Here is a 25,747-nt window from a genome sequence, read left to right on the forward strand (position 1 = left end):
TCACCGTTAGCGCCTAACTGACAAGTCGGCGTTAAATCAAAAAACAACCAAGAGAACAACGTGAAAGCCTTACTAAAGTCCAACGTGGTCATTGTGACTTGTGCATTGCTATGGTGTGCCTGCGTTTACGCAGAAGAGGATATTGCTTACCTAGCCCCGGGCAAACAGGGGTACTGGCAGGTATGGGTAATGGATACCCAGGGCCAACAACACCGGCAACTCACCCACTCAGCCTTCGATAAAAATAGCCTTAGCTGGTTTCCCGATGGCAAGCGTTTGCTGGTAAATGGCAGCCAGGGTGAACTGCATGAAGTGGGGCTGGCCAACGCCAAAGAATTACCAATAACAATGCCGCTAAAAGGTTTTATTGATGCGAGCCTGGCGCCGGATGGAAAATCTGTAGTCTTTTCTCTCAGTACCTCCGACAGTGTTGACGATAACAACTTGTGGCGATTGCCGTTGGATGGCAGCGACCAGCAAAAGCTCACCAATATGCGTCATATGCAGCACGAACCCCGCTGGCATCCAGATGGCAAGACCGTGTATTTCTTATCCGGGGATGGTGGCGAAGCCCACGATATCTGGGCGCTAGATTTAGTTTCCGGGAGCAAGCGGCAGCTGACTTTTAACAGTCTTTACAACTTTGATGTTGTCGCCGATACAAAAGGCCGATTGGTATTTTCCAGTAACCGTGCCGGTAACTACGACCTGTGGTTGCGCGAGAGCAACGGAAAACTCAAACAGCTTACCACCGATGCCGCACTGGATGCCGCCCCCATCTGGTCCCCGAAAGGTGATGCCGTTGTATTTCAGTCTACCCGCGACGGCGCCTATAACCTGTGGAAGTTAACACTCGATGATGGTGAGTTAACTCAGTTGACCCAATTTACCAGCGGTGCCCGTAAACCCCTATGGCGGCCGCAGTCCGCGCAAGGCAAGTCAGTACTATGAATAAGATGTTAAAAAAAATCGGCCTCACCGCAGTATTGGCTGCTCTGGTTACGCCCTTGGCTGGCTACGGACTGTCTATTTCCGGGGTCAATAGTGAATCCCGCTCGTTTGTCCCCGCCCAGGGTGAACAGTTCGCTCTGAATTACCATATTGATACACAGGCCAACGTCACGATTAATATCTACGACGCTCGCGATCTACTGATCAAAACGGAATACCGCGAACAGCTAGCGGCGGGTGATCACCAGTGGCAGTGGGATGGCACCGACCAGCAGGGGCGCCCGGTACCCGCAGAGGCTTATCACTACACCATCAGTGCAACAGCCGGCGAGCAAACTGCCGAGTACGACCTGACCGATATTACCGGTGGTGAAAGTATCGCGATCAACGATCTGAGTTGGAATGCGGAGCAGGGCAGTGTGGATTACACCCTGCCGCAAATGGCCCGCGTCGCAATTCGGGTGGGATTAAAAAATAACGGCCCGCTACTAAATAATATTATCGACTGGGTGCCGCGTGGGTCTGGCCAACAAACAGAAGTCTGGGATGGGCAGGATGCCTCCGGTGCTCTGAATTTAAAGGGCCACCCAGCACTGGAATTAATTCTCAATGCCTTCGCCTTACCCCGCAATACTATTCTGGTGAGCGGGGATAAATCATCTTCTGGCGCTCGCTTTGTGCAGGATATGCCGTGGGGCCAAAGCCCACGACAAAAAAAGAAATCTCATCGCCCGCGTATTCACGCCCCCGCGCAACGGGATGCATTGAGCCGGGGAGATTTCCCTCTGGAAATTTCACTGGTTGGGAACTACCCCAAAAATAGCGAAGGCACCCCGATAGTTAGCGGCACTGTACCGGTACGTATTAATGTACAGCCGGAGCATATCGCGCAGCTGGCCTCAAAAAGATTTGAGCCGGTGTACTTTGTCGACGGTCAGTACATTTATGAGAACGAAGTGGGTTACTTCCCCACCACTTATCGCTGGGATAGCCGCAATCACAACCCTGGCGAGCACTATCTCACCGTGAATTTGCGCGGCTACCTGGGCAACTTTGGTATGGCCACCTTAAAAGTGGTTATTGAAAAGCCCCAAACTGAAGGCTCAGCGAAAGCTCTCGCTCATAAAGATTAACTCTAATGTGAATTAGATATTCAGAAGGATGTGAACCATGAAGCGAACGACGGAATTAATCCAGATTCTATCTCTGGCAATTATTGCGCTTTTTACCGGTACTGGGGCTCACGCAGCCAAGCCGAGCGCCCATATCCAGCAGGTCTCCCAAGCTGAGGCTCAAGCGGCGGTTGAACAAAAGGAATATAAGCGGGCGCGGGCCTTGTACAACCGCCTGCTGCGACAGCAACCGCAAAATTACCCGGCCATGATTGAATTGGCCCAGTTGGAAAAAAAGCTAGGCAAGTACAAAAAAGCCAAGCAGCACGCTTCAGTGGTATTGAAACAAAATAGAACCCATCGCCAAGCCCTGCAATTATTGGCCCAAATCGCCATTCAACAGCAGCAGTGGGCAGAAGCGGAAACCTATTTTAGCCGCCTAATAAAAAACCACCCGGAGCACGGCCACGCCTACCTTGGCCTAGCCCAGGCTTACCAGGCACAGGGCAAGGATGAGCAGGAACAAACCGCTTTAAAAGATTATCGCCTGTGGCGAGCCGCACAATAATATCGTCCGATTTGTACTGAATAAGAATCACACTCCCGACCAGTAGCCGGGAGGATAGGGAATACCCATGAGCAGTTTTGCCAACAAAATACTAAAAACACCGCTAAAAGCCCTCGTTGGATTTAGCAAAACCTTGGAGGGCGCCCGGCGAGCTTGCACAAGTGTTAACGCCATACGCCCGCCTATAGCCTCAGCGCTATTGGCTTTAACCCTGGCCATTGCCGCCAGCCCCGGTCAGGCGCACACCTTCGGCGGTGGTACCGGTTCCAATAGCGGCGATGGCACTGGTGGTGGTAGTGGTGCAGGTGGGGGGTGTCCCAAAGAGGAAGTTGAAGGGGGGACGGTTGTACTTTACAGCGGCCAGGAACGCCACAAAGAAACCGATATGGTGGTCAACGGCAGCTACCCGATTCAGATTATACGGAAATACAATAACCAATCGGATTATGACAGCGCCCTAGGGTATGGCTGGGCCTTCGATCACGATTACCGCTTGTATGAATACCCCGATGATAAAGTAATAATCCGCTACTGTGCGGGGCACCGCGCCGAGTTTGTTTACAGTGGTGGTGCCTATGTGAGCGATGTAGCTGGGTTGCGTGGGACCCTGAGTGAAGATAGCAATGGTACCTACACCTTTGCCCACAATAATGGACGTAAAGATTACTACGATGCTGAAGGCCGACTGACTGCGCGAGAAAGCAAAGCTGGTCAGCGCCTGGAGTTTACTTACAGCAGTGAACGTTTCCCTATCGTCGGGACTTCTCTTTATTCCGTTGATCCCTCTAAGCCGATGACGGTGGCCTATAGCTACCAGTTGCAAAAAATTGAAGAGCGCCTGGCAGATGGAAGCCTGAGTGGCAACTACGTTAGCTTCAGTTACGATAGCGACACCGGCCGTGTTACCCAAGCGGTGGACCACACCGGCCGCACTATTGTTTATAGCCACGATACGCTGGATGATAGTGAAGGTAATGCCCTAACTTCAGGCAACCTGATTAAAGTCACTGGCTTGGAAGGGTTGGTATCTACCTATAAATACGAAGATAGTAACGATAGCCACAACCTGACCTATTTCCAGGTGGGTGAAAATGCTACGCCCTATGAGGAAACCTACGATTCAGAAGATCGGGTAATTAAAGAGGTCTACGGCAATCTAACCTTTGAGTTTGACTATGTCACTGAGGGTTATGAAACTGAAGTCACTACCACCATTGCCGATGCTGATGGTAATAACCCCTATACCACTACTGAGCGCTACGTTTTTAACGAAGACGGTCGCACAGTGGAGTATGAGGACCAAGCGGGCTATCTCACGGTAAAAACCCGCGATGCCAACAACAATATTACCCGTGAAGAACGCTATGGCCTGGCCGATGACAATGGCGACCGCACCCTGGCCCGCGCTATCGATTACACCTACAACACTGATAACCGTCGCCTGAGCAAGGCGGTTAACCTGGCTAGTGGTGAAATCATTACCACTAGCTGGACTTACGAGGGAGGCTGGATAGCCAGTGAAGAGATAGTTTCCTCTGCTGATGCCACCACAGTGTTCCGCACTGAATATACCTTTAATTATGATAGTGATGGCAATCCCCAGACTCTGGCGAATGTCAAGCTATTGAAAGCTGATGGCAGCTACCAAACCACCAGTTTTAGTTATAACTCCCGCAATCAGGTAACAGCAACTATTTATGCTGACGGTAGCCAGTATGTGCTGGAATATGAGAGTGATGGCCTATACCCAACCAAAGAGTATTGGAAAGACCAAAATGGTAATGCTCTGACCGCCGGCGAGAAGACCTTTACCTATGACCAGGCGGGTAACCGCCTGACCGTCACTGATGCCATGGGCAACACCACTAGCTACGTTTACGACGATAAAAGCCGAGTGGTACAAATAACCAACGCCCTAGATGAGGAAATTCACTACACTTACACGGACAACAACCTGGTGCAGGTAGAAGTAGGACGCAGCACCGACAGTTTAAGCCAGGAAATCACAGCTGGGCAGATCACTTTGTTCAATTACGATGGCAAAGACCGGCTTATTGGCATTGAGCGTCAGGATAGTGCAGGAACTAAGACTACCTATCAGAGTTACGCCTACGATAGTTTGGGGCGACAATTAAGCATCAGTGATGCACTAGGGAATACTACCGCCTTTAGTTACGATGTGCGTGGAAATTTGACTAGTACTACTGACCCTGAGGGTAGTGTGGTCAGCCGCAGCTACGATGTCTTCGGCAATGCAATCAGCACAACCGATCCATTAAATCGTGTGACTCTTTACACTTTTGATGAACTGGATCGATTGACCAAAACTGAACAGCAAGGGGTTAGCCCAAGTCTTCTTACCTCCTATAACTACGATATCAGAGGTAAGCTAATAGCCGTTACTGATCCTGAAAATAATACTACTACTTATACCTATGATCATTTAGGTCGCAAAACCTCAGAAACTCGTCCTGGCGGGGAAACTATTACTTATAGCTACGATGATCGAAATCGCCTTGCCATTAAAACTGGCGCTCGCGGTCAGATTCTGGAGTATAAGTATGAAGATTGGGGGGGGCTTGCAAGTATTGAGCATTTTGCCAGCGCCACTGAGCAAGCCAGTAATAATACTGAACGTACCCAGAGTTTTTCCTACAATGATAATGGACAACTGACACAGGCTACTGACTCGGCTATACAAAGCACCGCACTTTATACGAATAGTTATGATGCTTTAAATCGCTTGTCTCAAACTATTAATCATTATATCCCTGGTGGAGATCGTACTCTTAGCTACACCTATAATGTTCAAAGTAACTTAAGCGTACTTAGTCTGGATAACACTGCTGAAACAGGTGGTGTGATGACTAGTCACAGTTTTGGTTACGATGACTACGCTCGATTAACTAGCGCTATTCTAGCTGGCAATAGTTACACCTTAGGTCACGATAGTGCTGATCGTTGGACCAACCTTAGCTATGCATCCGGTGCAACTCGAACTAATAACTACAATGCCGATGGAACTTTATTTAGTTCTACCATCGTAGATGCTTTCAATACGACTCTGGAAGCTCTCAACTATACTTTTGATAGTGCCAGAAATATTACTGTCTATTCTGATAACGATGGCACTCAGACACTTTCTTATGACGGAGTAGATCGGCTTACTAGTGTTGATTACCCCGATAGTGCACCTCTTGCTGATGAGACTTTTACCTACGATGGAGTGGGTAATAGGGAAAATCCAAATGATAGCAATACCTATGAATACAACAGTAACAATCAATTAGTCAGTCAAAATAATAATGCCTTAATCCGAAACTATGATAATGATGGCAATTTAACCTCCATTACTGGAACGGAAAATAAAACTTTTACGTATGACCTTGACAATCGCCTAATCAGCTATGCCGACGACACCACTACCGTTAGTTACGGTTATGGAGTCAGTGGTCGGCGACTCTATAAAACTGTGGATGGTAATACTACGTGGTTTTTATGGAGTGGTGCTCAGCTAATTGCAGAGTTTGAAGAAAATAATGGCACTGCAAGTCTTACCCAGCGTTACGACTACTTGCCTAATGCCTACGCCCCCCTTCAAGTAGTGGATACCAACGGAACTTACGCAGTTTATAGTGACCATCTTGATACTCCAAAAGTTTTGATGGACAGCAGTGGAGAAGCTGTTTGGCGCAGTACTCGTACGGCATTTGGAGAGACAGTTATCGATAGTGACGTGGATGAGGACGGACAAACCGTCGTTTTCAACATACGCTTCCCTGGGCAGTATTATGACGGGGAAAGTGGGCTGCATTATAACTATCATCGGGATTATGATCCGATGCTTGGAAGGTACATTGAAAGTGATCCGATTGGGCTTAGGGGGGGATTGAATACTTACGGGTATGTTTATCAGAACCCCTTTAGATATATCGATCCTGCTGGTGAAGCTACTCTAGCACTTTATGGTCTGGGTTTATTGGCGGTTGGAGCTGTTGTGCTTGCTGTGAATAGTGGGAATCCTGCTGTTCAAGATGCACTGAATGATCTAGCGGGCTCGCTCGCGGATTCATTTGGTGGCTCGGATGACTGGATTAGTCCTTTTGATGATGTTGGTCCTGATCCATTGGACCGTCCATGGGATGATCCCATGGATGATCCCATGGATGATAAAGAGGAGTGGTGCAGGGAATACTGCTCCGAAGTAGCCCTGCCAAGTGGTGACAATGGATATCGATATTGGAACTGTTATAATAAATGTATGGAAGATCCAAATGATAATTGCGGGATTTAAATAGTATGAAAAAAGAGGTGGCAGGTGAAATTGTCAGCTTGATGTTGGAGTTTGGCGCTAGACTTGACCAGTCTGTTGCGCTGGTCCAAGACAATTGCTCAAAAGATGAATTGGTTTCCTATCGCCGTGCAGTCGGGAAACTGATGGGGAATATGTTATTGGATATTATGAACCCAATATTCAATGAACACCCTGAACTGAAGCCTGATGAGTTGGAATAGAGCAGAAGTTCGTGTAGATTTGGTGGCGTAAGTTCATACCTTCATTAGGAATATTTCGAAAGTGGAGCCTTTTAATAGCCCCCAATTCATCCATTCAGCGAAATTGATAAAGGAAAAAATAGAAAATTTCGAAGACTTTCCGCTAACGCTTCCAATTTTGCAGTGCTTCGATAGTATTAATTTTCATCCCCGTGTTACTTTTTTTGCAGGAGAAAATGGCACGGGAAAGTCTACTTTTCTTGAGGCATTGGCTGTTGCTTGGGGATTTAATGCTGAAGGTGGAACAAAGAACTTTTCTTTTTCTACCAGAACTTCACATTCACCGCTATGGAAATATCTTCGCCTATCGCGATCATACCAGCGGCCGAGAGATGGATTCTTCTTACGTGCGGAAAGTTTCTATAACATTGCAACTGAAATAGAAAAATTAGATGAAGGTCCTGGCGGCCCACCAATTATTAACTCATACGGTGGTATTTCCTTGCATGAACAATCTCATGGAGAATCGTTCTTTGCACTAATGATGAATCGGTTTGGAGGTCAAGGTTTATACATATTGGATGAGCCAGAAGCAGCACTTTCACCTACGCGTCAAATGGCAATGCTTGCAAGAATGCATCAACTAATAGCTGATGGGTCACAATTTATCATTGCTACCCACTCACCTATATTAATGGCATATCCAGATTCTAAAATTATCTCACTTGACAATGGTGAAATGACTGAAATTAACTATGAGGACACAGAACATTACGCTGTAACAAAGCACTTTTTGAACAACCATGAGTCAATGGTAAATCAGTTGATAGCTGACGAGGGAACAGATTAAAGAAAAAATAATTAGAGGGCAAAATAATAAGAACAGCCATAGATTGGAAAGTAAAAGCTGGGTGAGAGCTTCTGTGCCATAGGGCAGGTAGGGATACCAATACTCTGGAGATAACTAAGGCTCGAAACTACTTTGTTCAGCTGGGCGCGGGGTTAAGAAATTGTTGGCAGTCTCGCACCACTGGTATCCAGCGTTTATCGAGCTGAATACAGGCTTTTCGTACAGCCTCTGCTGATCCCACCAAGCTTTTAAATCGGCTTTCAAAGTTCCGGTTGAGGTAGAGCCAGTGTTTTACTGAGATACCCAGCCGATCTAGGATCGGGGGTGTATTTTGAGAAATAACGCCCCGCTTCCTCGGGTCTAAATGCCGACCACTCCAGTCCACTAATGCCAAAAAGTGATCCAGCTGAAAGGGCAGTCCTTTCGGTATATTAAGGCGCTCGCCGCCCACAAACGGCAGTAGTTCCTTGGGCTGTTCACCTAAGACCGCAGCACGAATGCGCTGCTGAACGAAGGTGTAATTAGAGTCTTTTGGTGTTTTGCCATCTTGGCACGGACCACTGGCGTCGATGCTCATAATCTCTCCCAGAGTGAGCATCTTTCCCGCAAAGGAATGCCCTACGCGCACAGCGGGAGACACAATGGTAGTAATAAGGGGTTGCATGGAGAGAGATTTGCGAGCGGCGAGGCTGGATCATGGGTCTAGGATTTAACTGTTTTGATATACAGTATTTCTATACTGCTGTTCGTATAGTGTCAATGGATGTGGCGCCTTACGATCTTTCTTTGGTGGGTGTCCAGAGTTGTTTTATTTGAGACATGAGATTGGTGTAATATCTCAGAATTTATATCGTCAAAAGGCAATTACGTTAGTCGAAGGATATGTAATGAGGAATCACATTTTTATGCTGTTAATGATTTCTGCGGAGTTTAATGTTTCCTATACGCTTGGGTTTTTGAAAAGGAAATTTGTGATCCAGATACTTCGGGAGTACGGGCATATACAGAGAAATTTTAGGGGAGATAATTCTGGACTCTCGGATGTTGCGTGAGCATAGTGGGTTGCAATGAGGAAATGATTCGAGAGTACATAAATAATCAAGAGGTGGAAGAGTGTCATTAAGAGTAGATGCAACTGGCGAATCTGTAACTAGACCCTTCTGGGGGGCACCATACTGGCCACGATGCGGGTGGTTGCTGATTGAAAAAACTGTATGAAATTTATCAATAAGAATATTATTGACTGGAGAGCTTCGTGGGTTTTTCAATATTCAACGTAGTATTTTTTGTGTTGTATTGTTATGTTTGCATGAAGAAACCACCATTTTCAGCAGGGTGGTATAGATTTAAACTCGTTATTCTAGTATTGATATTGGGTTATTTGACAACCTACGGGATAGTTAACGTAAGTAACGCGTTAGGTGTTACCAATGAAGGTGTAATGAAGGGAATTATCTATTACTCTGTATTTTTATCGATTGCTTTGCTGATTTGTGCTTCGATTATCCTAAAGCAAATAATGAATGTAATTGCAAAAATAAAGTAGAAAGAGCAGAAAGAGCAAAATAAAAAGGACAGCCATGGATTGGAGGGTAAAAGCCAGGTGAGAACTTCTGTGCCATAGGACAGGTAGATGGAGTGCCTACAGCAAAGTGGGTGGCGGATTGGCGCTGATAACGTGTTTATTAGATTGTAGGTAAAAAGGTGCGGGGCAGGTAGGAATACCAGTACTCTGGGGATAATGGATAACTAGGATTCGAAATTATCTTGTTCAGCTGGGCGCGGGGCTAAGAAATTGTTGGCAGTCTCTCAACCCATGTATCCAGCGTTTATCGAGCTGAACGCAGGCTTTTCGTACAGCCTCTGCTGATCCCACCAAGCTGTTAAATTGACTTTCAAAGTTCCTGCTGAGGTAGAGTTAGTGTTTTACTGAAATGCCCAGTCGCTCAGGGTAGGGGGTGTGTTTTGAGAGGTGTCGCCCCGCTTCCTCGGGTCTAAATGCCGACCACTCCATTCCACTAGTACCAAATAGTGATTCAGATGAAAGGGCGATCTTTCTTTTGTGATTGGCCAAAATGTTATGGCGCTGAAGCTTATATTGATTCGTTTGATGAAGCTGATGTGCCTTATTATTAAAGGATCATAATGCTTTGAGTATTAAGATTAGTTTTAAAAGAAAAGTTAAGGCCGTATTGACGTTTGTTTGTGTTATGGTCGTGTACTGGCAGGTTGTTGATTATATTTTTGAGGATAGTAACCCTCCACTAGAAACATTCTCATATCAAAAGAGGGATGCGGAAAAATTACAGCAACTGTGCTTGTCTTTGAACTCAACTTACGATGAAAATAGGATGGATAACTCTCTTGATTTAAGTGTTAGAAAGTTTTCATCTGAATCGAGAGATGGGAGAAGGCTTTTTTATTGGGTTCCGGAAGCTCCAAAATTTTTAGCAGTTCCAGAGAAAAATTATTGTCGGGTCATTCTTGATCGTAGGGGATATGTTTTGAAGGCGGAGTTTGTCAAAAAATTTGAGCGTCCATAGGTTGAGAGATTTAAATCTAAATCATCTAGGGCGCCCAAAGAAGATAAAGGGCAAAAAGGACAGCCATGGATTGGAGGGTAAAAGCGGGGTGAGAACTTCTGTGCCACAGAGCGGATAGATGGAGTGCCTGCAAAAAAGTGGGCGGCGAATTGGTGCTGATGGAGTAATTGCTGGAGCTCGTGGCATAGCCATTGGTTTGGGAAGTGGTGCTGCTGGTGCAAAGAAATGAATCAATGTGATGGCGAGGATGATGGTTGTAATGCACAATGGTGGAGAACTTACAGTAACAATTTTAATTATATCCGTGAGTGTTGGTTTGGCCAAATATTTTGATGTGGATGTATATGCTTTTCTGGGCGCTATGATTGTTAGTGTTGTCAGTGTCTTTTATAGGAGAGAAAATATTTTGAGGCGGAGGATTTCAATTTTGGAAAGAAAATTGGAGGCAGGCTATCGAATACCTAATAAAAAAGACAGCCATAGATTTGGATTTGATAGATTTGAGAATAAAAAGGAAAATTCCTGGACACCTAAAGATTGAGGGTTCGAAATTTTGGCAAAAATTTTTACGCGACTTTCTAGTAATTAAGGTATCTATTCCAAAATAGATATCTATTTGGCGCTAAAAATTATCGCGGGGTCTTATTCAGAAATGGATACGGAGTCCGAGGTAGGCACGCTGCTTGTTTAGTTGCTTTGCAAGCAATTTTTATACTGTTTAAATGGGGTGTGGCTAAGGCCGCGTTGACAGCCCCGCCTGACTAATTCTGCCGAGCCCGTCAGCTGTTTAAAGCGACTTTCAAAGTTACGGTTTAGGTAGGACCAGTGTTTTGCCGGTATACCTAACCGTTCGAGGATCGGAGGAATATTTTCATCAATTGCCCCATGCTTTTGTGGATTGAGTTGGCGGCCACTCCAGTCCACCCGTTCTAAATAGTAGTTCAGCCGAAAAGGCAGGCCCTTGAGCATATTCAAACGTTCTCCCCCCCCCACCAATGGCAATAGGTTTTTGGGTTGCTTGCCGGAAATTGCGGTTTGAATCCGTTATTGGATTGAAGTGAAATTGGACTCCTCAAGAGTTTTGGCTACTTTGGTTCGGATGGGATTACGATCCACATGAACCATACAGGCTGCCAGAGCCCGTGATTTCTATATTGTGTCAATGGGGCTGACGTATTAATCTTCTTTGTTGGTGGGGCGTCCAGAACTGTTGATGTTCTTGCTAGAGAGGTATCGATTTTTGAATGCTAGGGTTGGTTTAATGAGTAGGGTTTGGGCGATATGTGTATTTGCTTTTTTTATGGGGTTATATTTATTTATTGTTGAACATATTTATGAAGATGAAAATCCACCATTAAAAACATTTTCTTATAATGAGGGTGATACGGCAAAGTTACAAAAGCTGTGCCTATCCTTGGATTCAACATACCATGAAAATAGCATAGATAACTTTACTGATTTGAGTGTTAGGCAGCTTTCATTTGAGTCAGAAGCCGGGAGAAGGCTTTATTATTGGGTTCCTGAAGTCCCAGGTGACTTGGGAGTGCCAAGGAGAAATTATTGCCAGGTAATTCTTGATGGTAAAGGATATGTTTTGAAGGCTGAGTTCACCAAATGAGAGACTATATTGATAGCTAGCCCAATCAAGTAGTCTAGCTGACTCTTCCCTGAAAGGCAGGTAAATCTAGGCTTCCGAAGATAAGGATGTTTGATTTTTTACTGTTCCCTGCCTATCAAGGGTTACTCTGAATAGAGTCTTGGAGCAGTGTTCATGTATTTAAAGTTCTAACCGACTGAGTAAAACGGGAAGAGTGTTAAATTACTCAGGTGGTAGATAAACATTCACGGTCTCCGCAATTGACTGCGATTTTTCTTTCCCAAATAAACAAGTGACAAGTTCAAAAGCGAACTCTATAGCGGTACCGGGCGATTGGCTGGTGACTAAATTCCGGTCGATCACTACTCTTTGATCACTGGTTTCCTTCACATATTGACTAAGTTCGCCGCGAAACGTCTTGTAACAAGTGGCCGTAAAATTGGTTATCAGCCCCTGCCGCCCAAGAACGATCACTGGAGCGGTACAAATTGCTCCTAGCCAGCGACCCGATTCAAGTTGCTTTTGGATAAGCTTTATTAGGGGGGCTGAGCTATACATTCGCTCGGCACCTTCCTTGCCGCCTGGTAGGGCTATTAGATCCCACGTGGAGTCCAAGCAATCCTCTATGGAGTAGGGGGCTTCAATAACAAGATTGCGTAGGGTAGTTATACGTCTACTCGGCATAATCGATGCCAGTGCCAGCTCTGCATCCGTTCGGCTCAAAATGTCGTAGATGGCAACGGTTTCTATATCCTCGTTACCATCGGCGACGGGAATTAGTATTTTGGGCACGATCGCAGCTCCAAACGATGGGGTTAACCTATTTATAGGCTTTCTGGGCTAATCCTACCTCTTTGAGCTGACCTATAACTTTGGTAGGTCAGCTAAGAGTCCCCCTGATATGTCGCACCAGATGCTCTTTCAACTTTGTGTTCTCAATGCTCTTAAGTGCTTGTACTGCCGCATTTTGCTTAATCACAACATAGGCGGTCATGTGCAGCACGTTGAACTTGCCAACATTTTTACCGTTTAACGGACGATCGCCACCTTTAGGGCACCCACGATATCCTCAGGGTGGACCTTTTGCTTCTTATCACCATCGATTTGTAGGGTGGCAATCGGTGTCTGGAAAGGGGATGCATAATTTGCTGGTCGGTGGCGTTGTATCTGGAGCGAATAGTGGGGCAGATTCACACGAAGCCGCTTGCTCAGCAGCGCAACCGCACTTAATAGCACGGCCGGTCCGGTTGGTATGTACTTCCGGACCTTTGGCGATATCCAGACCGCGAACTGTCACATCGGTGGCCACTAGAATTGAGGCGATCAGGCAATTGTGAGCCTCAGTGTTGCTCCCTTTCCCCTATTCATAATTCCAGCAGTCCTGCTAATGCCGTTTGCAATGATAGCCACTCCAAGAGAGTGGTTGCCCAGGGTAGTCGTAAGCGGAAAGAAGCGGGCTAAATTTGTTAGTTGTGATTATTTATGATGTATTCCAGGTGTCTTGAATCAGTACCGCAGCAGCCGCCCAATATATTGAATCCGTGATTCTGATTTAAGTGGAGCATATGGTTGCCCCATTCGGATATGCTGTCGGAGTGCGTCGATTCGCTATTTTCTAGCTCATTGTGCGTTAGTGATGAAGCATTGGCTTGTATGCCGATTAGCCTGTTAGGTAATTGATTTGAAGCGTCTAGAAAAGATGGATGAGAACAGTTAATAAAGTACCCAGAAGGTTTAGGTGAAACCTGATAATCAATATGTGAAATTGCTTCTTGAATGGTATGGCCATCTAAAAGACGGCCATCTGAGCCAATGACGAAGCTAATAAAATATGGCTTTGAGTGGTTTGACATTAGAGATGCAATTCCAAGTGCCTCTGGTACAGCTGGTAGAGTTACTCCCATGAGGTAGTCAGCTTTAGAGGCTCCGAGCTTATCAATTTGCCAACGATGATAAGAAAGAGATTCTTTGTAAGTTAAGCTTTGTTGTGGTTTGTAGCAGTCATTTTTACAGCCGACTAGGCCCCCTACATATACATTTCCTTCTTTTGGCAAGATATTCGAAAGAAAATTAACTGCGTCTTCATTGATAGACGAAGGCGCCTTGGCTAGAGAAACTCTCTCTGAGCTGGCCCTCCATGTGGGAGTTGCAAGCAAAAGAGGGAGTTTTGCATCAATTGCAAGGTTTATGTATTCACTGTAGATTCGTTTAAGGCTTTCAGCACCAGTTTTGCTATAGATTAATTTAGCATGATCGACATGACGGCAAAGGCTTATATCTTTATTGCGCCTGACTCTTTCGAGAATGGCTGCTTCAGTAAGAATCAACTTTTCTGAAATAATTCCTTGCATGGTGCTCCTCGGTGTTAGCTGTCGGGCGTCAAAGGCGCGAAGTGAGTTGAATTTTTATGAGTTACCTCGCACCTTGTCTTTTACTCCAGCTAGCTGCAATGGTGCGACATACATTTTCATAGTTTTTGATACAACTGAAATGACCAAAGGTGCCACCAAAAATGTCACCACTACAAAGCCAATTCGATTAAATCTTGCATCTTCTAGAAGCGTCAGAGCCGCTTGAAGTATCAAGAAATATAGGGAGCCGGCTCCAACAATCTGCACAAATTTGAACCAGCCACGAACTTTAAAGATAGATACACAATTCCGGCAGATAAAAGTTGTCGAGAACAATGGAATCTCCAGAGTCCTTCTCTTACATTCTGGGCAAGTTTGTTTAAGCACTCGTAATTTCAACGGATTCATAACGTTGCCAGCGGGGGCAGCTTGTTTTGTGTTCACTTTGTGCGAAATGCGTACAGGGTGAGCCGTCCCGCGAGGGGCCAAAGACCTGTAGTAACCTGCTTGTATTTGTTAAGCATGGTTTTCCTCAATCATTCTACGGAGTGAATGGCTACCAGGCTCTTCACCCCACTCTTTGAGTAAAAAACTATTACATTTATCCCATTCAGCCTGCACACCTTGCACCGAAAACGACTGGTTTTGATAAGAAGCTGAACCGCCAAATTTACTAATAATGTTTGATGATAATTCTAACGCTAGCAACTGATCTGAGCTTGGACGAGTTGCCAATGGATAAAAAATATGAATTTCATCGAAGTTATCTTGCGCATCTACTTCACTGCCTTCTTTGAATAGGTGGAGGTGCAAAACTGAATCCGATTGCCAAATTTCACTTGAATTTGCATCAAAACTATAAACATCGTAATGAAGAGTAGCCCCTAGTTCACGAAGTAATCTATTGCCTTTTCCGGCATCAATTGATTCAGGTAACTTAACAACTATTTTTTTTACTTCGTGCAATTCTCCCCACATAGGGCAATGCCTCCTGGATGCTTAAAGTTATGAACAGCGGCAACCGAAAAAGAGCGTAGATTGTCCAGCCCGGCCCCCGGCTGAGCGATCTTGCCTGGCCTGGTTATACCTGGCGCTCTCTGAACGACCTGCTTGCTTTCTGCTAGCCACCGTTGGGTGGTAACTGGCCAATAATTTCATAGAGAAATACCATATTCCCCCCACCAATTAGCTCTCTCATTGGCACTCCGCAACGGGCCTGCGGAGTGCAGGACCTGCTATTTACTTATTTTCCAGCCGAGTAAACAGAAATAAACCTGTATTTGTAAAGCTCCACTCCTTCAGAGGAACAGCTAACGTCTTGGGTTACTTTCTTCATATTTGCATTTTCTGACACACTTAATACTGAATATTGGGGGTTGACGAAATAGCCTTCGGATTTATCTAGGTGAAATGAGAACTCAAAATACTTACTAGGCTCTTTTGCTACGCCCTCTAAATTGATTGATGTTGCAGGCTTAGAGTTCCAATACTTACAATCGATTTTTTGATTTGGCTTAGCATCCTTGTAGTCAAATGAGTATCCGTACCAAGTACATTTGAATTCATTTCCATTTGAAATGCATGAACTTTGACCTGTGATTTTAATTTCCTCTTGCGCAAAACAAACCCAGCCCATGTCATCTTTATTAATCCCACACATCAGTCCTGACTTGAAATTACTTATCTCAATCGCTTGAATAGGAATTGAGATAAAAGCAAGCAAGCAAAAAAGTAAATTCTTCATGATTCCTCTTGAAATATAATGCCTAGAGCAGCATAGCGCGTCCGAAGCCTCCCCCGGCGTTGCCAGGGGATAATCACTCGACTTAGCCTCGAATACGCCGCACCCGAAATTTACGTCCTTTCAACTTACCGTTTTCTATTTTCTTCAGTGCTTGTGATGCTACGTTGCGTTTAATCGCAACATAGGCGGTCATGTCCAGTACGTTGATCTTGCCAACATCTTTACCGTTAATCGGGCGATCGCCGCCGGTTAGGGCACCGAGGATATCGCCGGGGCGGACCTTTTGCTTCTTGCCGCCATCGATTTGCAGGGTAGCCATCGGTGCCTGGAAAGGGGGTTCACTTAATATGCTGGCGGGTGGCGGTGTATCTGGATCGGATAGTGGGTCCTGGGTTAGGTCCATACGAACCAGTTTGTGGCCTTCTTTCTCGGCAAAAAAGGAGTAAGCGCAACCGCGCTCACCGGCGCGGCCTGTCCGTCCGATGCGGTGGGTGTGAACTTCCGGGTCTTTGGCGATATGAAAGTTGATAACGGCATCCAGCTTGTCGATATCAAGGCCGCGTGCAGCCACATCAGTAGCTACCAGAATTGAAGCGCTGCCATTGGCAAATCGAATCAGGGTTTCATTGCGCTGGCGCTGCTCCATATCACCATGCAGGGCGAGGACATTGAAGCCAGCCTGTTTCAGATCATCGGCCACCTCATCGGTTTCGCGTTTGGTGTTGCAGAAAACCAGGGTATTGACTGGCTTATCATTGAGCAGGACACGCCGAGTCATCTCCAGGCGATCCTCGAAACTCTCAGTTCTGTAAAAGCGTTGTTCGATCACCTCGTCGCTATGGGCAGAATCAATTTTAACCATCACCGGTTTTTGCATCACTCGGGCGCTGAGCTTTTCAATTTCATCGGGATAGGTAGCGCTGAATAGTAACGACTGCCGCCCAGTTGGCACCTGCGCCAGAATAGTGTCGATAACGTCCTGGAATCCCATATCGAGCATTCGGTCGGCTTCGTCAAAGACCAGCGTATCGACATGCTCTAAGGAGAGTGTTCCTTTGCGCAGGTGTTCTTCGATACGTCCTGGAGTACCAACGATGATATGGGCTCCATGGGCCAGGGAGCCGATTTGAGGGCCGAAAGGCATGCCGCCGCAGAGAGTCAGAATCTTAATGTTGTGAATTGCCCGTGCCAGTCGGCGCAGTTCCTGCGCAACCTGGTCCGCCAATTCCCGTGTTGGGCACAGAATCAGCGATTGAATCCGAAAGCGGCTGACATTGAGCCGATGCAGCACCCCCAAACCGAAGGCGGCCGTTTTACCGGAACCGGTTTTTGCCTTGGCGATAACGTCCTTGCCGTCAAGAATGATCGGAAGCGTTTTGGCCTGAACCTCGGTCATGGACTTGTAGTTGAGTGACGCCAGGTTTTTCAGCAGGGCGGGGTTTAGGGGAAGATCGGAAAAAGGTGCAGTCAAGGTGAATCCTGGAGTCGTTAAATGTCAAATACGCGTATTACACAAGCAGTAGGGAAAGTGATCGTCACCTACTTAGCCTTTGTGATCGCTGCAATTTTGCAGTTTGTGCGATACAAAATCTGTATGGAATTTTAACAGTTAACCCTGAAGAAACCTATGAATCACCTTGTTCCCATCATAGTCTCTTCTATTCAGATTATCTTCTTGTGAAATGAGAACTGAGGCACTGGGTAGCATAAACCCGGTGCCCCAATTTACTAACGTCAGCTTTGCTTTCCTTCGCGGGCCTTCCACTGATAGAAAACCCCGGGCATCACTAACAATACAAACAGCAGTGTGGTTATGGTGCCGCCCACCATTGGTGCTGCGATCCGTTTCATAACATCTGCACCGGTGCCATCGGAAACCATGACTGGTATCAATGAAATTAACAGTGTCAGGCTGGTCATTAGCATCGGGCGAATACGGCCAGCTGCCGCTTGGGCAACAGTCGCTGTATTACCGCGCTCTGAGTTATGTCCGGCGGCAGATAAGTAGTGCAGCATTAATAACCCCATCTCAGCGGCGAGACCAGCCATGGCAATCATGCCGACCCATACAGCAACGCTCAGTTTGTAGTCGAGCAGGTATAACAGCCAGAAGGCGCCGATCAGTGCCATTGGCATGGCGGTGAGTACAAACAGGGTGTCGGATAGCCTGCCTCGATGCAGATACAGGAGGAAGCACACAGCCAACAAGGTCAGGGGCACTAACCATTGCAGGCGGGACTTGGCGCGCTCCAGGTATTGGTATTGGCCGGCCCAGGCGATACGTTGCCCGGGAATCAGATTAACCTGATCGGCAACAACCTGCTTTGCGCGATTAACATAATCAGCAACGCCGATATCGCCCTTCAAGTCGACAAATACCAAGCCCACCAACTGCCCATCCTCATTGCGGATCATGGGCGGGCCAGTGCGGAAGTCCAGATCAGCCAGCTGGTTCAGGGGCACTTGGGAACCATCAGAGGCGGGGACCAGGATTTGTTCCAGCTGTTCAGGAGTATCCCGGTAGTCGCGGGCATAGCGCACTAACACATCGTAACGTTCGCGGCCTTCGATGGTCTGGGTTGCGGCCAGGCCACCAGCCGCTGCGGCGATCACATCTTCGATATCCTGTACATTCAAGCCGTGGCGGGAAGCCCGTGCGCGATCGATATCAAAGTCCAGGAAGTAACCGCCGGTTAGACGCTCGGCGAAGACGCTTCGGGTTTGTTCCGAAGTGCGTTGGTCACTGCGCAGTGCTTCTTCGATGGCTAAAGCGGTCTGTTCGATTTCCTCCAGGTTATCTCCAAACACTTTGATGCCGAGCTGGCTGCGAATACCGGTGGCGAGCATCTCAGTGCGGGTTTGGATGGGCATCCACCAGATATTGGGCATGCCCGGATAGCGCAGCTTTTCATCCATTTCCGCCAGCAGGTCGTCCCAAGTCATGCCGGGGCGCCACTCACTTTTGGGTTTTAGGGTGATAACGGTTTCTACCATTGAGAGCGGTGCAGGATCGGTGGCGCTATTGGAGCGGCCAATCTTGCCAAAGACATGCTCAACTTCTGGGAAGGCTTTCAGTTCCTCGTCCATTTGTTGCAGCACCTTGCCCGCTTCGGTAACCGACATGCCGGGTAGGGCAGTGGGCATATACAGGATGCTGCCCTCATTGAGCGGCGGCATAAATTCACCACCTAGCTTGCTAATGGGGTAGGCCACGGAAACCAGAGCTAATACCGCGAGAGTGGCTACAACTTTGCGTTGCCGCACGCAGAAGTGAATCATTGGCTGTAGTGTATGGACTAAAACGCGGGAAATCGGGTTTTCCCTGTTGCGAATTTTGCCGCGCATTAGCAGTACCGCGAGCGCTGGAATCAAGGTGATTGCCAATAGGGCGGCGAAAGCCATGCTGTAGGTTTTGGTGTAGGCGAGGGGTTTGAATAATCGGCCCTCGGTAGCTTCCAGCGCGAATACCGGCAGAAATGAAACCGTGATAATAATCAGGGAGAAGAAAATACTCGGCCCGACTTCCTGCATTGCCCGAACGATTAGCGTTCTTTTCTCGCCTGGAGACAACTCCTTATCCCCATCGGCTGCCAGCTTTTTGTGGATGTTATCCACCATTACCACTGCCGCATCCACCATGGCACCGATGGCTACGGCAATACCTCCCAGTGACATAATGTTGGCGGTAAGCCCTTGTAGGGACAGTGGAATAAAGGCCAGTAAAACTGCAATCGGCAGAGTGATTACAGCTACCAATGCGGAGCGGGCGTGGAGTAGGAAAATAGCGATCACAGCGGCGACCACCAGCATCTCTTCAATCAAGGTGTTCTTGAGATTGTCGATCGCACTATTAATTAATTGTGAGCGATCATAGGTCACTACCAGCTCAACGCCTTCCGGTAAGCCCGCACGGACTTGCTCGATACGCTCTTTAACTCTCTCAATAACCTTGAGGGCATTTTCACCGTAGCGCATCACCACGATGCCACCTACGGTCTGGCCCTCGCCGTCCAGCTCGGCAATACCGCGCTGCATCGCAGGCCCCAGGGTAATATCCGCTACCTGATCCAAAGTCACCGGAATCTTTGCCGCATTGACCCCGATCACCACCTCTTCGAGATCGTCAACACTGCGGATATAGCCACGGCCACGCACCATATGTTCGTGGCCCGCGATCTCCAGTACTCTTCCTCCGGTGTCGTTGTTACTGCGGCGAATGGCCTCGACCACTTTGCCAAGCGGAACTTTAAACATCTGCAAGCGATGGGGGTCGATTTGGACCTGGTACTCCTTTTCGTAGCCGCCAATGGAGGCGACTTCGGCCACGCCCTCGACAGAAGTGAGCCAATAGCGCAACTTGAAATCCTGTAGCGCGCGCAGTTCCTGCAGGTCGTTGTTACCGCTTCGATCAACCAGTGCGTACTGGAATACCCAGCCCACTCCGGTGGCATCCGGGCCAAGCTTTGGTTGAACACCTTGTGGGAGCTGGTCGGCTACCTGGTTGAGGTATTCCAGAACCCGTGAGCGGGCCCAGTAAATATCGGTGCCGTCTTCAAAGATGGCGTAGACAAAGCTGAGACCAAAAAAGCTCTGGCCCCGCACATATTTGACTTTGGGCAGCCCTAGCATTGCGGTGGAAAGCGGGTAGGTGATTTGATCCTCGACCAGGTCAGGGCTGCGCCCCGGCCAGTCTGTCATCACAATCACCTGGGCGTCGGACAGGTCCGGAATAGCATCCAGGGGGACACTGGTTAGCGCCCGGTATCCCGCCAGGGCTGCGATCGCTACAAGGATCAAAGTGATGCATGGCTTACCTGCGCAGGCCCCAATAATTCGGGCAATTAGCCCTTTGGGTTCAGAATTTACCACTGCTGTACCCCCGACTTCAGGCGGCTTTCCGCCGCGATCAGGAATACACCAGAGGTGACAATTTTATCTCCGGCCTGGAGGCCAGAGCGGATAACAATCCTATCGCTGTCGCCATATCCGGTGCGTACTTGTACCGGTTCAAGACGACCCTGGCCCAAGTCGCGGAAAACAATGCGTTTCTTGCCGGAGATCAATACTGAATCCCTGGGTACCACCAGGAGATTTCCCAGTTCGGCGGTTAACATGATGTCCGCAAACAGTCCCGGGCGCAGTTCACCATCGGTATTGGGCAGGGTCACACGCAGCCGTGCACTGCGGTTATTGTGATTAAGGAAGGGATCAATCTGGGTGAGGGTGGCAGGGATTTCCTCATGGTAGACGTTGGTTAAACGCACCTTGGCCGGCATGCCTTTTTCTATCAGTGGCAACTGATCTTCGTAGGCGTGGGCTTCAATCCAAACCTGGCTGAGGTCGGCTATACGCAGCAGGTTGTCGCCCTTTTCAAATGCAGAGCCCGCGACAATATTCTTCTCAATAATCACACCACTGGCGGGTGCAAAAATCGGGATATAGTCCTGCGCTTTTTGTTGTTCAACCAGCCAGTCGATTTGCTCTTCAGAGAGCCCCCACAACAGTAGACGCCTTCGTGCTGCTTTCTCCAGGGCGTCGCCACGTCGGCGGGCCTTTAGATACTCGTCTTGGACTGCGAGCAACTCCGGGCTGTAAACAGAAAACAGTACCTCGCCGCGCTTAACCTGCTTGCCTTCAAAATCTGCATCTAACTCACCAATCCAGCCGTCGAAGCGTAGGCTGATATCCCGCAAGCGGGTTTCGTCATAGGTAACCTGGCCGTGTAGGTGAATGGGCAAAGCGAATGGCTGTCGCTCGACGATACCGGTTTTGATACCAATGGCCTGGCGTCGGCCGCTATCCACTACAATGCTGCCACTTTTCAGTTCATCGTGGCTCACAGGCTGCAGGTTCATACCGCAAATAGGGCAGCTACCGGCTTTGGCAGCTCTCACCGATGGGTGCATCGAGCAGGTGTAATAGGCGGTATCTGAAGCCTCAGGCGCAGATTTCAGGCGTAGGCCTTTGCGATTGGTGCTCATATCAAAGGCAAGATCGACATGCTTATCGTGGCCTGTCGCTACATCTACCACCATGGGCCAGGAGCCCACCATGGCCAGCTCAATTTCACCGGTGAAAATACCGGGGCTGGCTTCACTGATATCGGCGACGGCACGCATAGCTGGCATGGCGCCCATGGCGGGCATCTCGGCTACCGCGCGAACTTCAGCTCCAGATACCGGCTCATTGTCAGCATTGCGAACTTCAATTCGAATTTGGTTTTTACCCGCTTGGGGTTGCAGCGGATCGACAGACACCGCGATCTGGAAGGGGCCTGCTTGCACAAAATCGGCATTTGGAGCTTCGGCTTGTACAGAAGTTTTCTTCCAATAAAAGGCCGCGCCGGCAGCGGCTAACAGCAGGGTAAGAGCGATTAAGCTCAATGTTCTTTGCTGGCTCATAGGGCACCCTCCTGAATGAAGGAAAGGGGCATCTGCGCGCAAAGCACGTTATCAATGAGCAGGCCACAAATGGCCGCTATAGCTTGTTGGGAAATCAAAAGGTTCACTCCTAGAACAATCTTTCTGAAGCCGCCAGCATGGGCTGGGGGCATATTTCGCTAGTCAGAGAGAAAGGGAGTGATCAAATACGCAGGCGCAAAGTGGCAAGCCAGGTTCGGTTGCCGGGGTGGGATTCTGTCGAAGTGGGGGATAGTTCGGCCGCACTGGTAGGCGGAGCCAGAATCTGGGGCCATTGGTAGGTTGGCGGTGGCGCCAACTGGGGAAGCTCCAGATTCAGGTGCGCGGCGGTGAGAGCAACTTGATGGTCATCAAGGGAAGTCTTCAGGGAGACTTGGGCATCATAGTCACAACAGTCATCATCAGAGTCTGACCCCTTGGCCATATCATCGCAGCAACATTCCGCTGCCGGCTTGGGGTCCTCCATCATTTCGCAGGCGAGCACGGTCTGAACCTGCAAGATCAGCAGGAGCAGGGCCGCCACGGCTATCAGCTTGGCGCGAAATGTGGACGAACAGTTCTTCATTACTGATAAATCATACACCAGAGGCCGGTTGCCCGACAAAGGTTGCTTTCGCTATGTGACCAAGGGGTACCTCCAAGTCTTTCCTTCTTCTACTAAGGGTAATTACGGCACAGGTTAACCCTTCGGCAGAGATTTCTTGACGATAGTTAGTAGATTCCCTTCGATAAATGCGACTACAACAGCACCACAAGGTGTCTCTATGAAATTAACTCCCCCGGTTTGCCTCCTTCTGATCTTTTTATTGGCGGCACCTTCTTTTGCAGATTCTAAACGCACATCTCTCGAGGAGTTATTTGCGACTACCTATAAACATAATGAAGAGATTAACAGTGAATGGGTGCTGAGTAGGGAGCGGAACTGGGCTGCCTGGCAAAGAATGAGGGCTGTTAGGGAAGCTGCTAATAGAGGGGAGGACTTGTCATACCTCAGTAAGTATGGGCTTGAGAGAAAGTCCGCTTGGTACGAGGTCAATTTAGGAAAGTATCCTGAGTGGCTCACTTCATACAGACTGCTAGGGGTATTGTCTTATTGGGTGATACTTAAAATTGCATCAGGAAAAGCTTTATGAGCTTGGTATGACTGTGGCTGAGGTGGAAAAGCTGGGTCGGTATGTTATCGACAATGACATCTATGAAATGAGAATTCAGGCACGATTGGATTATTTCCACAATGAGGAAGCTGGTTACACAGGCCGAATTCTTCAAGGCGGAGAGGACTTTTCCGCAATCTATCTAGAGCTTAAAGATAATATTGAAGCACTTGAACACCTTGTGGAAACTAATTGGGCGAAAGATCTATTTAGCCAGCTTGATGCTTCGGCTCAAGAGATATTACTGACATATACCTTGTCCGAAACTAGCTCACGTAACTACCGAGAGGGAATGGGTCAAAGTAGCTACAGTTTGGATCAAGAGGCCGAAATGTTTGTAGATAAATTTCTCTCTGGAGAGATCAAAGCAATGACGAAGGAGGCTTTGGCAAGGCATCAAGAGAAAAGGCTGGCTGAAAGAGCTAAGATCAATGTGGAATTTAAGCCACCGGTTGATTCGCCCGTAAATGAGTGCAAGTGCCCCCCCGATCAATGTTCCTACGATAATTCTTGATTATACTTAATTTAATAGATTTCCCGTCATGATCGACCGCGTGGCATGGTCTTCACTTCGAGTGGTAGTTGTAATGACTGTAACAAGGATCTGTTTTTGGCTTGTCGCGCTTTTCTATTCCTTATCCCCCTTTGCAGATGAATACATAGTTCAGAGCGAGGACTACGACCCCTTTACCCAGATGACAGAGCTCTGGCTAAAGGGTGAGATTTCTAATCGTCAGATAAGGGACTTGGCACTCAGAGGCCGCTATCAAAACAGCTCTGCCGCCAATAGTGCTCATGTCTCCTTCTTTCTTGATGAAATGCAGGTGATTGCGCGGGGGAATTCTGTATCGGGTCGTTCGGCCCAGATATCCGTCCAGGTTGATGAGTCAATTTTTGATTTGGATTATGACCTCGTATCAATGCATATGATGATCAATGGTCATGGAAATGGATTGTCGAGTAAGCAGAAATTCCTTTTGGTTACTTTTATGTATCGTTTAGCAGCAGAAGGTTGGAGCAAGTCTTCTGGGGTCGATGAAATGGAGAAACATCTTATTTATCGAACTCTCGATTACTTATCTGAAATGCCTGCAGATTATAAAATGTGGGTGATAGCTAAAGAGATACAATATCCGGTTCATTAGAGTATTAATTCATTTCTATAATTAAGTTTAAGCGGGCTTAAGAAGTCATAACAGGCTTCTGCATTGATGATAAGATCATAACTTAACCAGTGATGTTGTTAGAAAGGCTTCGCACACTCTAATTGGCGCATGCGAGCAGAAAAATATAGTGATTTCTTCCTCTTTTCCTGTAATCTCCTCCTCTTTAAATCCGTATCGTATGTTGGTTTTAAAAGGACTTATATGCAGGATCTAATATCACAATTGGATTTGTTAAGGGGCGTTGCTTTACTGGGGCTTCCTTTAATGAATATAATAAATTTCTCAATGCCTATGGCGGCTTATTTGAATCCAAAGGCCTATTTGCCAAATGGCCCTTTGAATGATTTTCTCTTTAGCTTTTTTATTTGTTTGCTGATCAAAAATTCATGGGGCTTTTTGCCATGCTTTTCGGGGCAGGCATCATACTTTTAGCTGAGAAACGTGAGCAACAGAATAAGTCTGCTGCAAAAATTCACTACAGTCGAAATTTCTGGCTATTGTTGATTGGCCTTTGTCATGGCATCTTCGTTTGGGAAGGCGACATCCTGATGATCTATGCCTTTATAGCTATGTTTGCCTATTTGTTCCGCAAGCTACATGGAGGTTGGCTGATTCCACTGGGGGTGATTATCCTTGCTCTGTCTGCATGTAACTCATATTTGGCTGGGGTTTATGTAGAATCACTGACAGGAGAAGCTCGATATGCAACAGCAGCCATTTTTGCTCCTGATGCAGCGCAGATCTAGCAAGATATAGACTTATATCGAGGAGGGTTCCGGGCTCTGTTAGAGAGTCGTT

Annotated in this window: 25 protein-coding genes; 14 read left to right on the forward strand and 11 right to left on the reverse strand. The window is 47.4% G+C overall.

Features of this window, described 5'->3' with window-relative positions; genetic code table 11:
• Positions 1 to 60 precede the first annotated feature (60 nt).
• The 6 genes from ACJJIW_RS16845 (at position 61) to ACJJIW_RS16870 (ending at position 7,975) form a co-directional block, all read left to right on the forward strand.
• Complete coding sequence (locus ACJJIW_RS16845) at positions 61 to 951, forward strand: TolB family protein (RefSeq protein ID WP_444935801.1); 891 nt, start codon at positions 61 to 63, stop codon at positions 949 to 951.
• Complete coding sequence (locus tag ACJJIW_RS16850) at positions 948 to 2,084, forward strand: FlgD immunoglobulin-like domain containing protein (RefSeq protein WP_444935802.1); 1,137 nt, start codon at positions 948 to 950, stop codon at positions 2,082 to 2,084. Before ACJJIW_RS16845 ends, ACJJIW_RS16850 begins: the two co-directional genes overlap by 4 nt.
• A gap of 37 nt (positions 2,085 to 2,121) precedes the next feature.
• Entirely contained in the window at positions 2,122 to 2,631 is a 510-nt protein-coding gene (locus ACJJIW_RS16855) for a tetratricopeptide repeat protein (RefSeq protein ID WP_444935803.1), read from the forward strand.
• 67 nt (positions 2,632 to 2,698) lie between these two features.
• On the forward strand, positions 2,699 to 6,925 hold the full coding sequence (locus ACJJIW_RS16860) for an RHS repeat-associated core domain-containing protein (RefSeq protein WP_444935804.1): 4,227 nt from the start codon (positions 2,699 to 2,701) through the stop codon (positions 6,923 to 6,925).
• A 5-nt stretch (positions 6,926 to 6,930) separates the two neighbouring features.
• Positions 6,931 to 7,146 (forward strand): hypothetical protein, encoded by a 216-nt coding sequence (locus tag ACJJIW_RS16865; protein WP_444935805.1) that lies wholly within the window; start codon positions 6,931 to 6,933, stop codon positions 7,144 to 7,146.
• A gap of 61 nt (positions 7,147 to 7,207) precedes the next feature.
• On the forward strand, positions 7,208 to 7,975 hold the full coding sequence (locus tag ACJJIW_RS16870; protein ID WP_444935806.1) for an AAA family ATPase: 768 nt from the start codon (positions 7,208 to 7,210) through the stop codon (positions 7,973 to 7,975).
• Between the two features lie 136 nt (positions 7,976 to 8,111).
• Here ACJJIW_RS16870 and ACJJIW_RS16875 read toward each other — a convergent pair whose 3' ends face one another.
• Positions 8,112 to 8,552 carry a hypothetical protein gene (locus ACJJIW_RS16875; protein ID WP_444935807.1) on the reverse strand — a complete coding sequence of 147 codons (441 nt, stop codon included), beginning with the start codon at positions 8,550 to 8,552 and terminating at the stop codon, positions 8,112 to 8,114.
• 235 nt (positions 8,553 to 8,787) lie between these two features.
• On the opposite strand from ACJJIW_RS16875, the gene ACJJIW_RS16880 reads away from it, so the two are divergent.
• The 3 genes from ACJJIW_RS16880 to ACJJIW_RS16890 all read left to right on the forward strand — a co-directional run bounded on the left by ACJJIW_RS16880 (position 8,788) and on the right by ACJJIW_RS16890 (position 11,059).
• Complete coding sequence (locus ACJJIW_RS16880; protein WP_444935808.1) at positions 8,788 to 9,027, forward strand: transposase; 240 nt, start codon at positions 8,788 to 8,790, stop codon at positions 9,025 to 9,027.
• 1,098 nt (positions 9,028 to 10,125) lie between these two features.
• A complete protein-coding gene (locus tag ACJJIW_RS16885) occupies positions 10,126 to 10,518 on the forward strand; it encodes a hypothetical protein (RefSeq protein ID WP_444935809.1) in 393 nt (130 codons plus the stop codon).
• A gap of 238 nt (positions 10,519 to 10,756) precedes the next feature.
• On the forward strand, positions 10,757 to 11,059 hold the full coding sequence (locus tag ACJJIW_RS16890; protein WP_444935810.1) for a hypothetical protein: 303 nt from the start codon (positions 10,757 to 10,759) through the stop codon (positions 11,057 to 11,059).
• 146 nt (positions 11,060 to 11,205) lie between these two features.
• Here the strand turns inward: ACJJIW_RS16890 and ACJJIW_RS16895 are convergent, their stop codons facing one another.
• The gene (locus ACJJIW_RS16895) at positions 11,206 to 11,487 is read right to left on the reverse strand and encodes a hypothetical protein (protein ID WP_444935811.1); all 282 of its coding nucleotides are present in this window, start codon (positions 11,485 to 11,487) and stop codon (positions 11,206 to 11,208) included.
• Positions 11,488 to 11,779: 292 nt separating this feature from the next.
• Here ACJJIW_RS16895 and ACJJIW_RS16900 point away from each other — a divergent pair, with 292 nt between their 5' ends.
• Positions 11,780 to 12,136 carry a hypothetical protein gene (locus ACJJIW_RS16900; protein WP_444935812.1) on the forward strand — a complete coding sequence of 119 codons (357 nt, stop codon included), beginning with the start codon at positions 11,780 to 11,782 and terminating at the stop codon, positions 12,134 to 12,136.
• Between the two features lie 201 nt (positions 12,137 to 12,337).
• Here the strand turns inward: ACJJIW_RS16900 and ACJJIW_RS16905 are convergent, their stop codons facing one another.
• The 9 genes from ACJJIW_RS16905 to ACJJIW_RS16945 all read right to left on the reverse strand — a co-directional run bounded on the left by ACJJIW_RS16905 (position 12,338) and on the right by ACJJIW_RS16945 (position 23,194).
• On the reverse strand, positions 12,338 to 12,907 hold the full coding sequence (locus ACJJIW_RS16905) for a DJ-1 family glyoxalase III (RefSeq protein WP_444935813.1): 570 nt from the start codon (positions 12,905 to 12,907) through the stop codon (positions 12,338 to 12,340).
• Between the two features lie 674 nt (positions 12,908 to 13,581).
• On the reverse strand, positions 13,582 to 14,466 hold the full coding sequence (locus tag ACJJIW_RS16910; protein ID WP_444935814.1) for a homocysteine S-methyltransferase family protein: 885 nt from the start codon (positions 14,464 to 14,466) through the stop codon (positions 13,582 to 13,584).
• A 54-nt stretch (positions 14,467 to 14,520) separates the two neighbouring features.
• On the reverse strand, positions 14,521 to 14,874 hold the full coding sequence (locus ACJJIW_RS16915; RefSeq protein ID WP_444935815.1) for a hypothetical protein: 354 nt from the start codon (positions 14,872 to 14,874) through the stop codon (positions 14,521 to 14,523).
• A gap of 108 nt (positions 14,875 to 14,982) precedes the next feature.
• Entirely contained in the window at positions 14,983 to 15,444 is a 462-nt protein-coding gene (locus ACJJIW_RS16920; RefSeq protein WP_444935816.1) for a hypothetical protein, read from the reverse strand.
• 265 nt (positions 15,445 to 15,709) lie between these two features.
• Complete coding sequence (locus ACJJIW_RS16925) at positions 15,710 to 16,210, reverse strand: hypothetical protein (protein ID WP_444935817.1); 501 nt, start codon at positions 16,208 to 16,210, stop codon at positions 15,710 to 15,712.
• Between the two features lie 82 nt (positions 16,211 to 16,292).
• The gene (dbpA, locus tag ACJJIW_RS16930; protein WP_444897417.1) at positions 16,293 to 17,681 is read right to left on the reverse strand and encodes an ATP-dependent RNA helicase DbpA; all 1,389 of its coding nucleotides are present in this window, start codon (positions 17,679 to 17,681) and stop codon (positions 16,293 to 16,295) included.
• A 263-nt stretch (positions 17,682 to 17,944) separates the two neighbouring features.
• Positions 17,945 to 21,079 carry an efflux RND transporter permease subunit gene (locus ACJJIW_RS16935; protein WP_444935818.1) on the reverse strand — a complete coding sequence of 1,045 codons (3,135 nt, stop codon included), beginning with the start codon at positions 21,077 to 21,079 and terminating at the stop codon, positions 17,945 to 17,947.
• Positions 21,073 to 22,611, reverse strand: coding sequence for an efflux RND transporter periplasmic adaptor subunit (locus ACJJIW_RS16940; protein ID WP_444935819.1), 1,539 nt, complete (start codon positions 22,609 to 22,611; stop codon positions 21,073 to 21,075). Before ACJJIW_RS16940 ends, ACJJIW_RS16935 begins: the two co-directional genes overlap by 7 nt.
• Before the next feature lie 181 nt (positions 22,612 to 22,792).
• Complete coding sequence (locus ACJJIW_RS16945; protein WP_444935820.1) at positions 22,793 to 23,194, reverse strand: hypothetical protein; 402 nt, start codon at positions 23,192 to 23,194, stop codon at positions 22,793 to 22,795.
• Between the two features lie 199 nt (positions 23,195 to 23,393).
• On the opposite strand from ACJJIW_RS16945, the gene ACJJIW_RS16950 reads away from it, so the two are divergent.
• From ACJJIW_RS16950 to ACJJIW_RS16965, 4 genes are all read left to right on the forward strand, one after another.
• Complete coding sequence (locus tag ACJJIW_RS16950; RefSeq protein WP_444935821.1) at positions 23,394 to 23,762, forward strand: hypothetical protein; 369 nt, start codon at positions 23,394 to 23,396, stop codon at positions 23,760 to 23,762.
• On the forward strand, positions 23,740 to 24,297 hold the full coding sequence (locus ACJJIW_RS16955) for a hypothetical protein (RefSeq protein WP_444935822.1): 558 nt from the start codon (positions 23,740 to 23,742) through the stop codon (positions 24,295 to 24,297). The genes ACJJIW_RS16950 and ACJJIW_RS16955 overlap by 23 nt, the downstream gene beginning before the upstream one ends.
• A gap of 28 nt (positions 24,298 to 24,325) precedes the next feature.
• Entirely contained in the window at positions 24,326 to 24,928 is a 603-nt protein-coding gene (locus tag ACJJIW_RS16960; protein WP_444935823.1) for a hypothetical protein, read from the forward strand.
• 386 nt (positions 24,929 to 25,314) lie between these two features.
• On the forward strand, positions 25,315 to 25,695 hold the full coding sequence (locus tag ACJJIW_RS16965) for a DUF418 domain-containing protein (protein ID WP_444935824.1): 381 nt from the start codon (positions 25,315 to 25,317) through the stop codon (positions 25,693 to 25,695).
• Positions 25,696 to 25,747 lie beyond the last annotated feature (52 nt).

It is taken from the genome of Microbulbifer maximicatervae (SeqCode), from assembly GCF_052467815.1.

Bases quoted from the DNA above. Each gene is read 5' to 3' on its own strand.
- ACJJIW_RS16850 (WP_444935802.1), top strand. From the start codon at position 948: ATGAATAAGATGTTAAAAAAAATCGGCCTCACCGCAGTATTGGCTGCT.
- ACJJIW_RS16855 (WP_444935803.1), top strand. From the start codon at position 2,122: ATGAAGCGAACGACGGAATTAATCCAGATTCTATCTCTGGCAATTATT.
- ACJJIW_RS16860 (WP_444935804.1), top strand. From the start codon at position 2,699: ATGAGCAGTTTTGCCAACAAAATACTAAAAACACCGCTAAAAGCCCTC.
- ACJJIW_RS16865 (WP_444935805.1), top strand. From the start codon at position 6,931: ATGAAAAAAGAGGTGGCAGGTGAAATTGTCAGCTTGATGTTGGAGTTT.
- ACJJIW_RS16875 (WP_444935807.1), bottom strand. From the start codon at position 8,552: ATGAGCATCGACGCCAGTGGTCCGTGCCAAGATGGCAAAACACCAAAA.
- ACJJIW_RS16890 (WP_444935810.1), top strand. From the start codon at position 10,757: ATGGCGAGGATGATGGTTGTAATGCACAATGGTGGAGAACTTACAGTA.
- ACJJIW_RS16895 (WP_444935811.1), bottom strand. From the start codon at position 11,487: ATGCTCAAGGGCCTGCCTTTTCGGCTGAACTACTATTTAGAACGGGTG.
- ACJJIW_RS16900 (WP_444935812.1), top strand. From the start codon at position 11,780: ATGAGTAGGGTTTGGGCGATATGTGTATTTGCTTTTTTTATGGGGTTA.
- ACJJIW_RS16910 (WP_444935814.1), bottom strand. From the start codon at position 14,466: ATGCAAGGAATTATTTCAGAAAAGTTGATTCTTACTGAAGCAGCCATT.
- ACJJIW_RS16915 (WP_444935815.1), bottom strand. From the start codon at position 14,874: ATGAATCCGTTGAAATTACGAGTGCTTAAACAAACTTGCCCAGAATGT.
- ACJJIW_RS16920 (WP_444935816.1), bottom strand. From the start codon at position 15,444: ATGTGGGGAGAATTGCACGAAGTAAAAAAAATAGTTGTTAAGTTACCT.
- ACJJIW_RS16925 (WP_444935817.1), bottom strand. From the start codon at position 16,210: ATGAAGAATTTACTTTTTTGCTTGCTTGCTTTTATCTCAATTCCTATT.
- ACJJIW_RS16940 (WP_444935819.1), bottom strand. From the start codon at position 22,611: ATGAGCCAGCAAAGAACATTGAGCTTAATCGCTCTTACCCTGCTGTTA.
- ACJJIW_RS16945 (WP_444935820.1), bottom strand. From the start codon at position 23,194: ATGAAGAACTGTTCGTCCACATTTCGCGCCAAGCTGATAGCCGTGGCG.
- ACJJIW_RS16950 (WP_444935821.1), top strand. From the start codon at position 23,394: ATGAAATTAACTCCCCCGGTTTGCCTCCTTCTGATCTTTTTATTGGCG.
- ACJJIW_RS16960 (WP_444935823.1), top strand. From the start codon at position 24,326: ATGATCGACCGCGTGGCATGGTCTTCACTTCGAGTGGTAGTTGTAATG.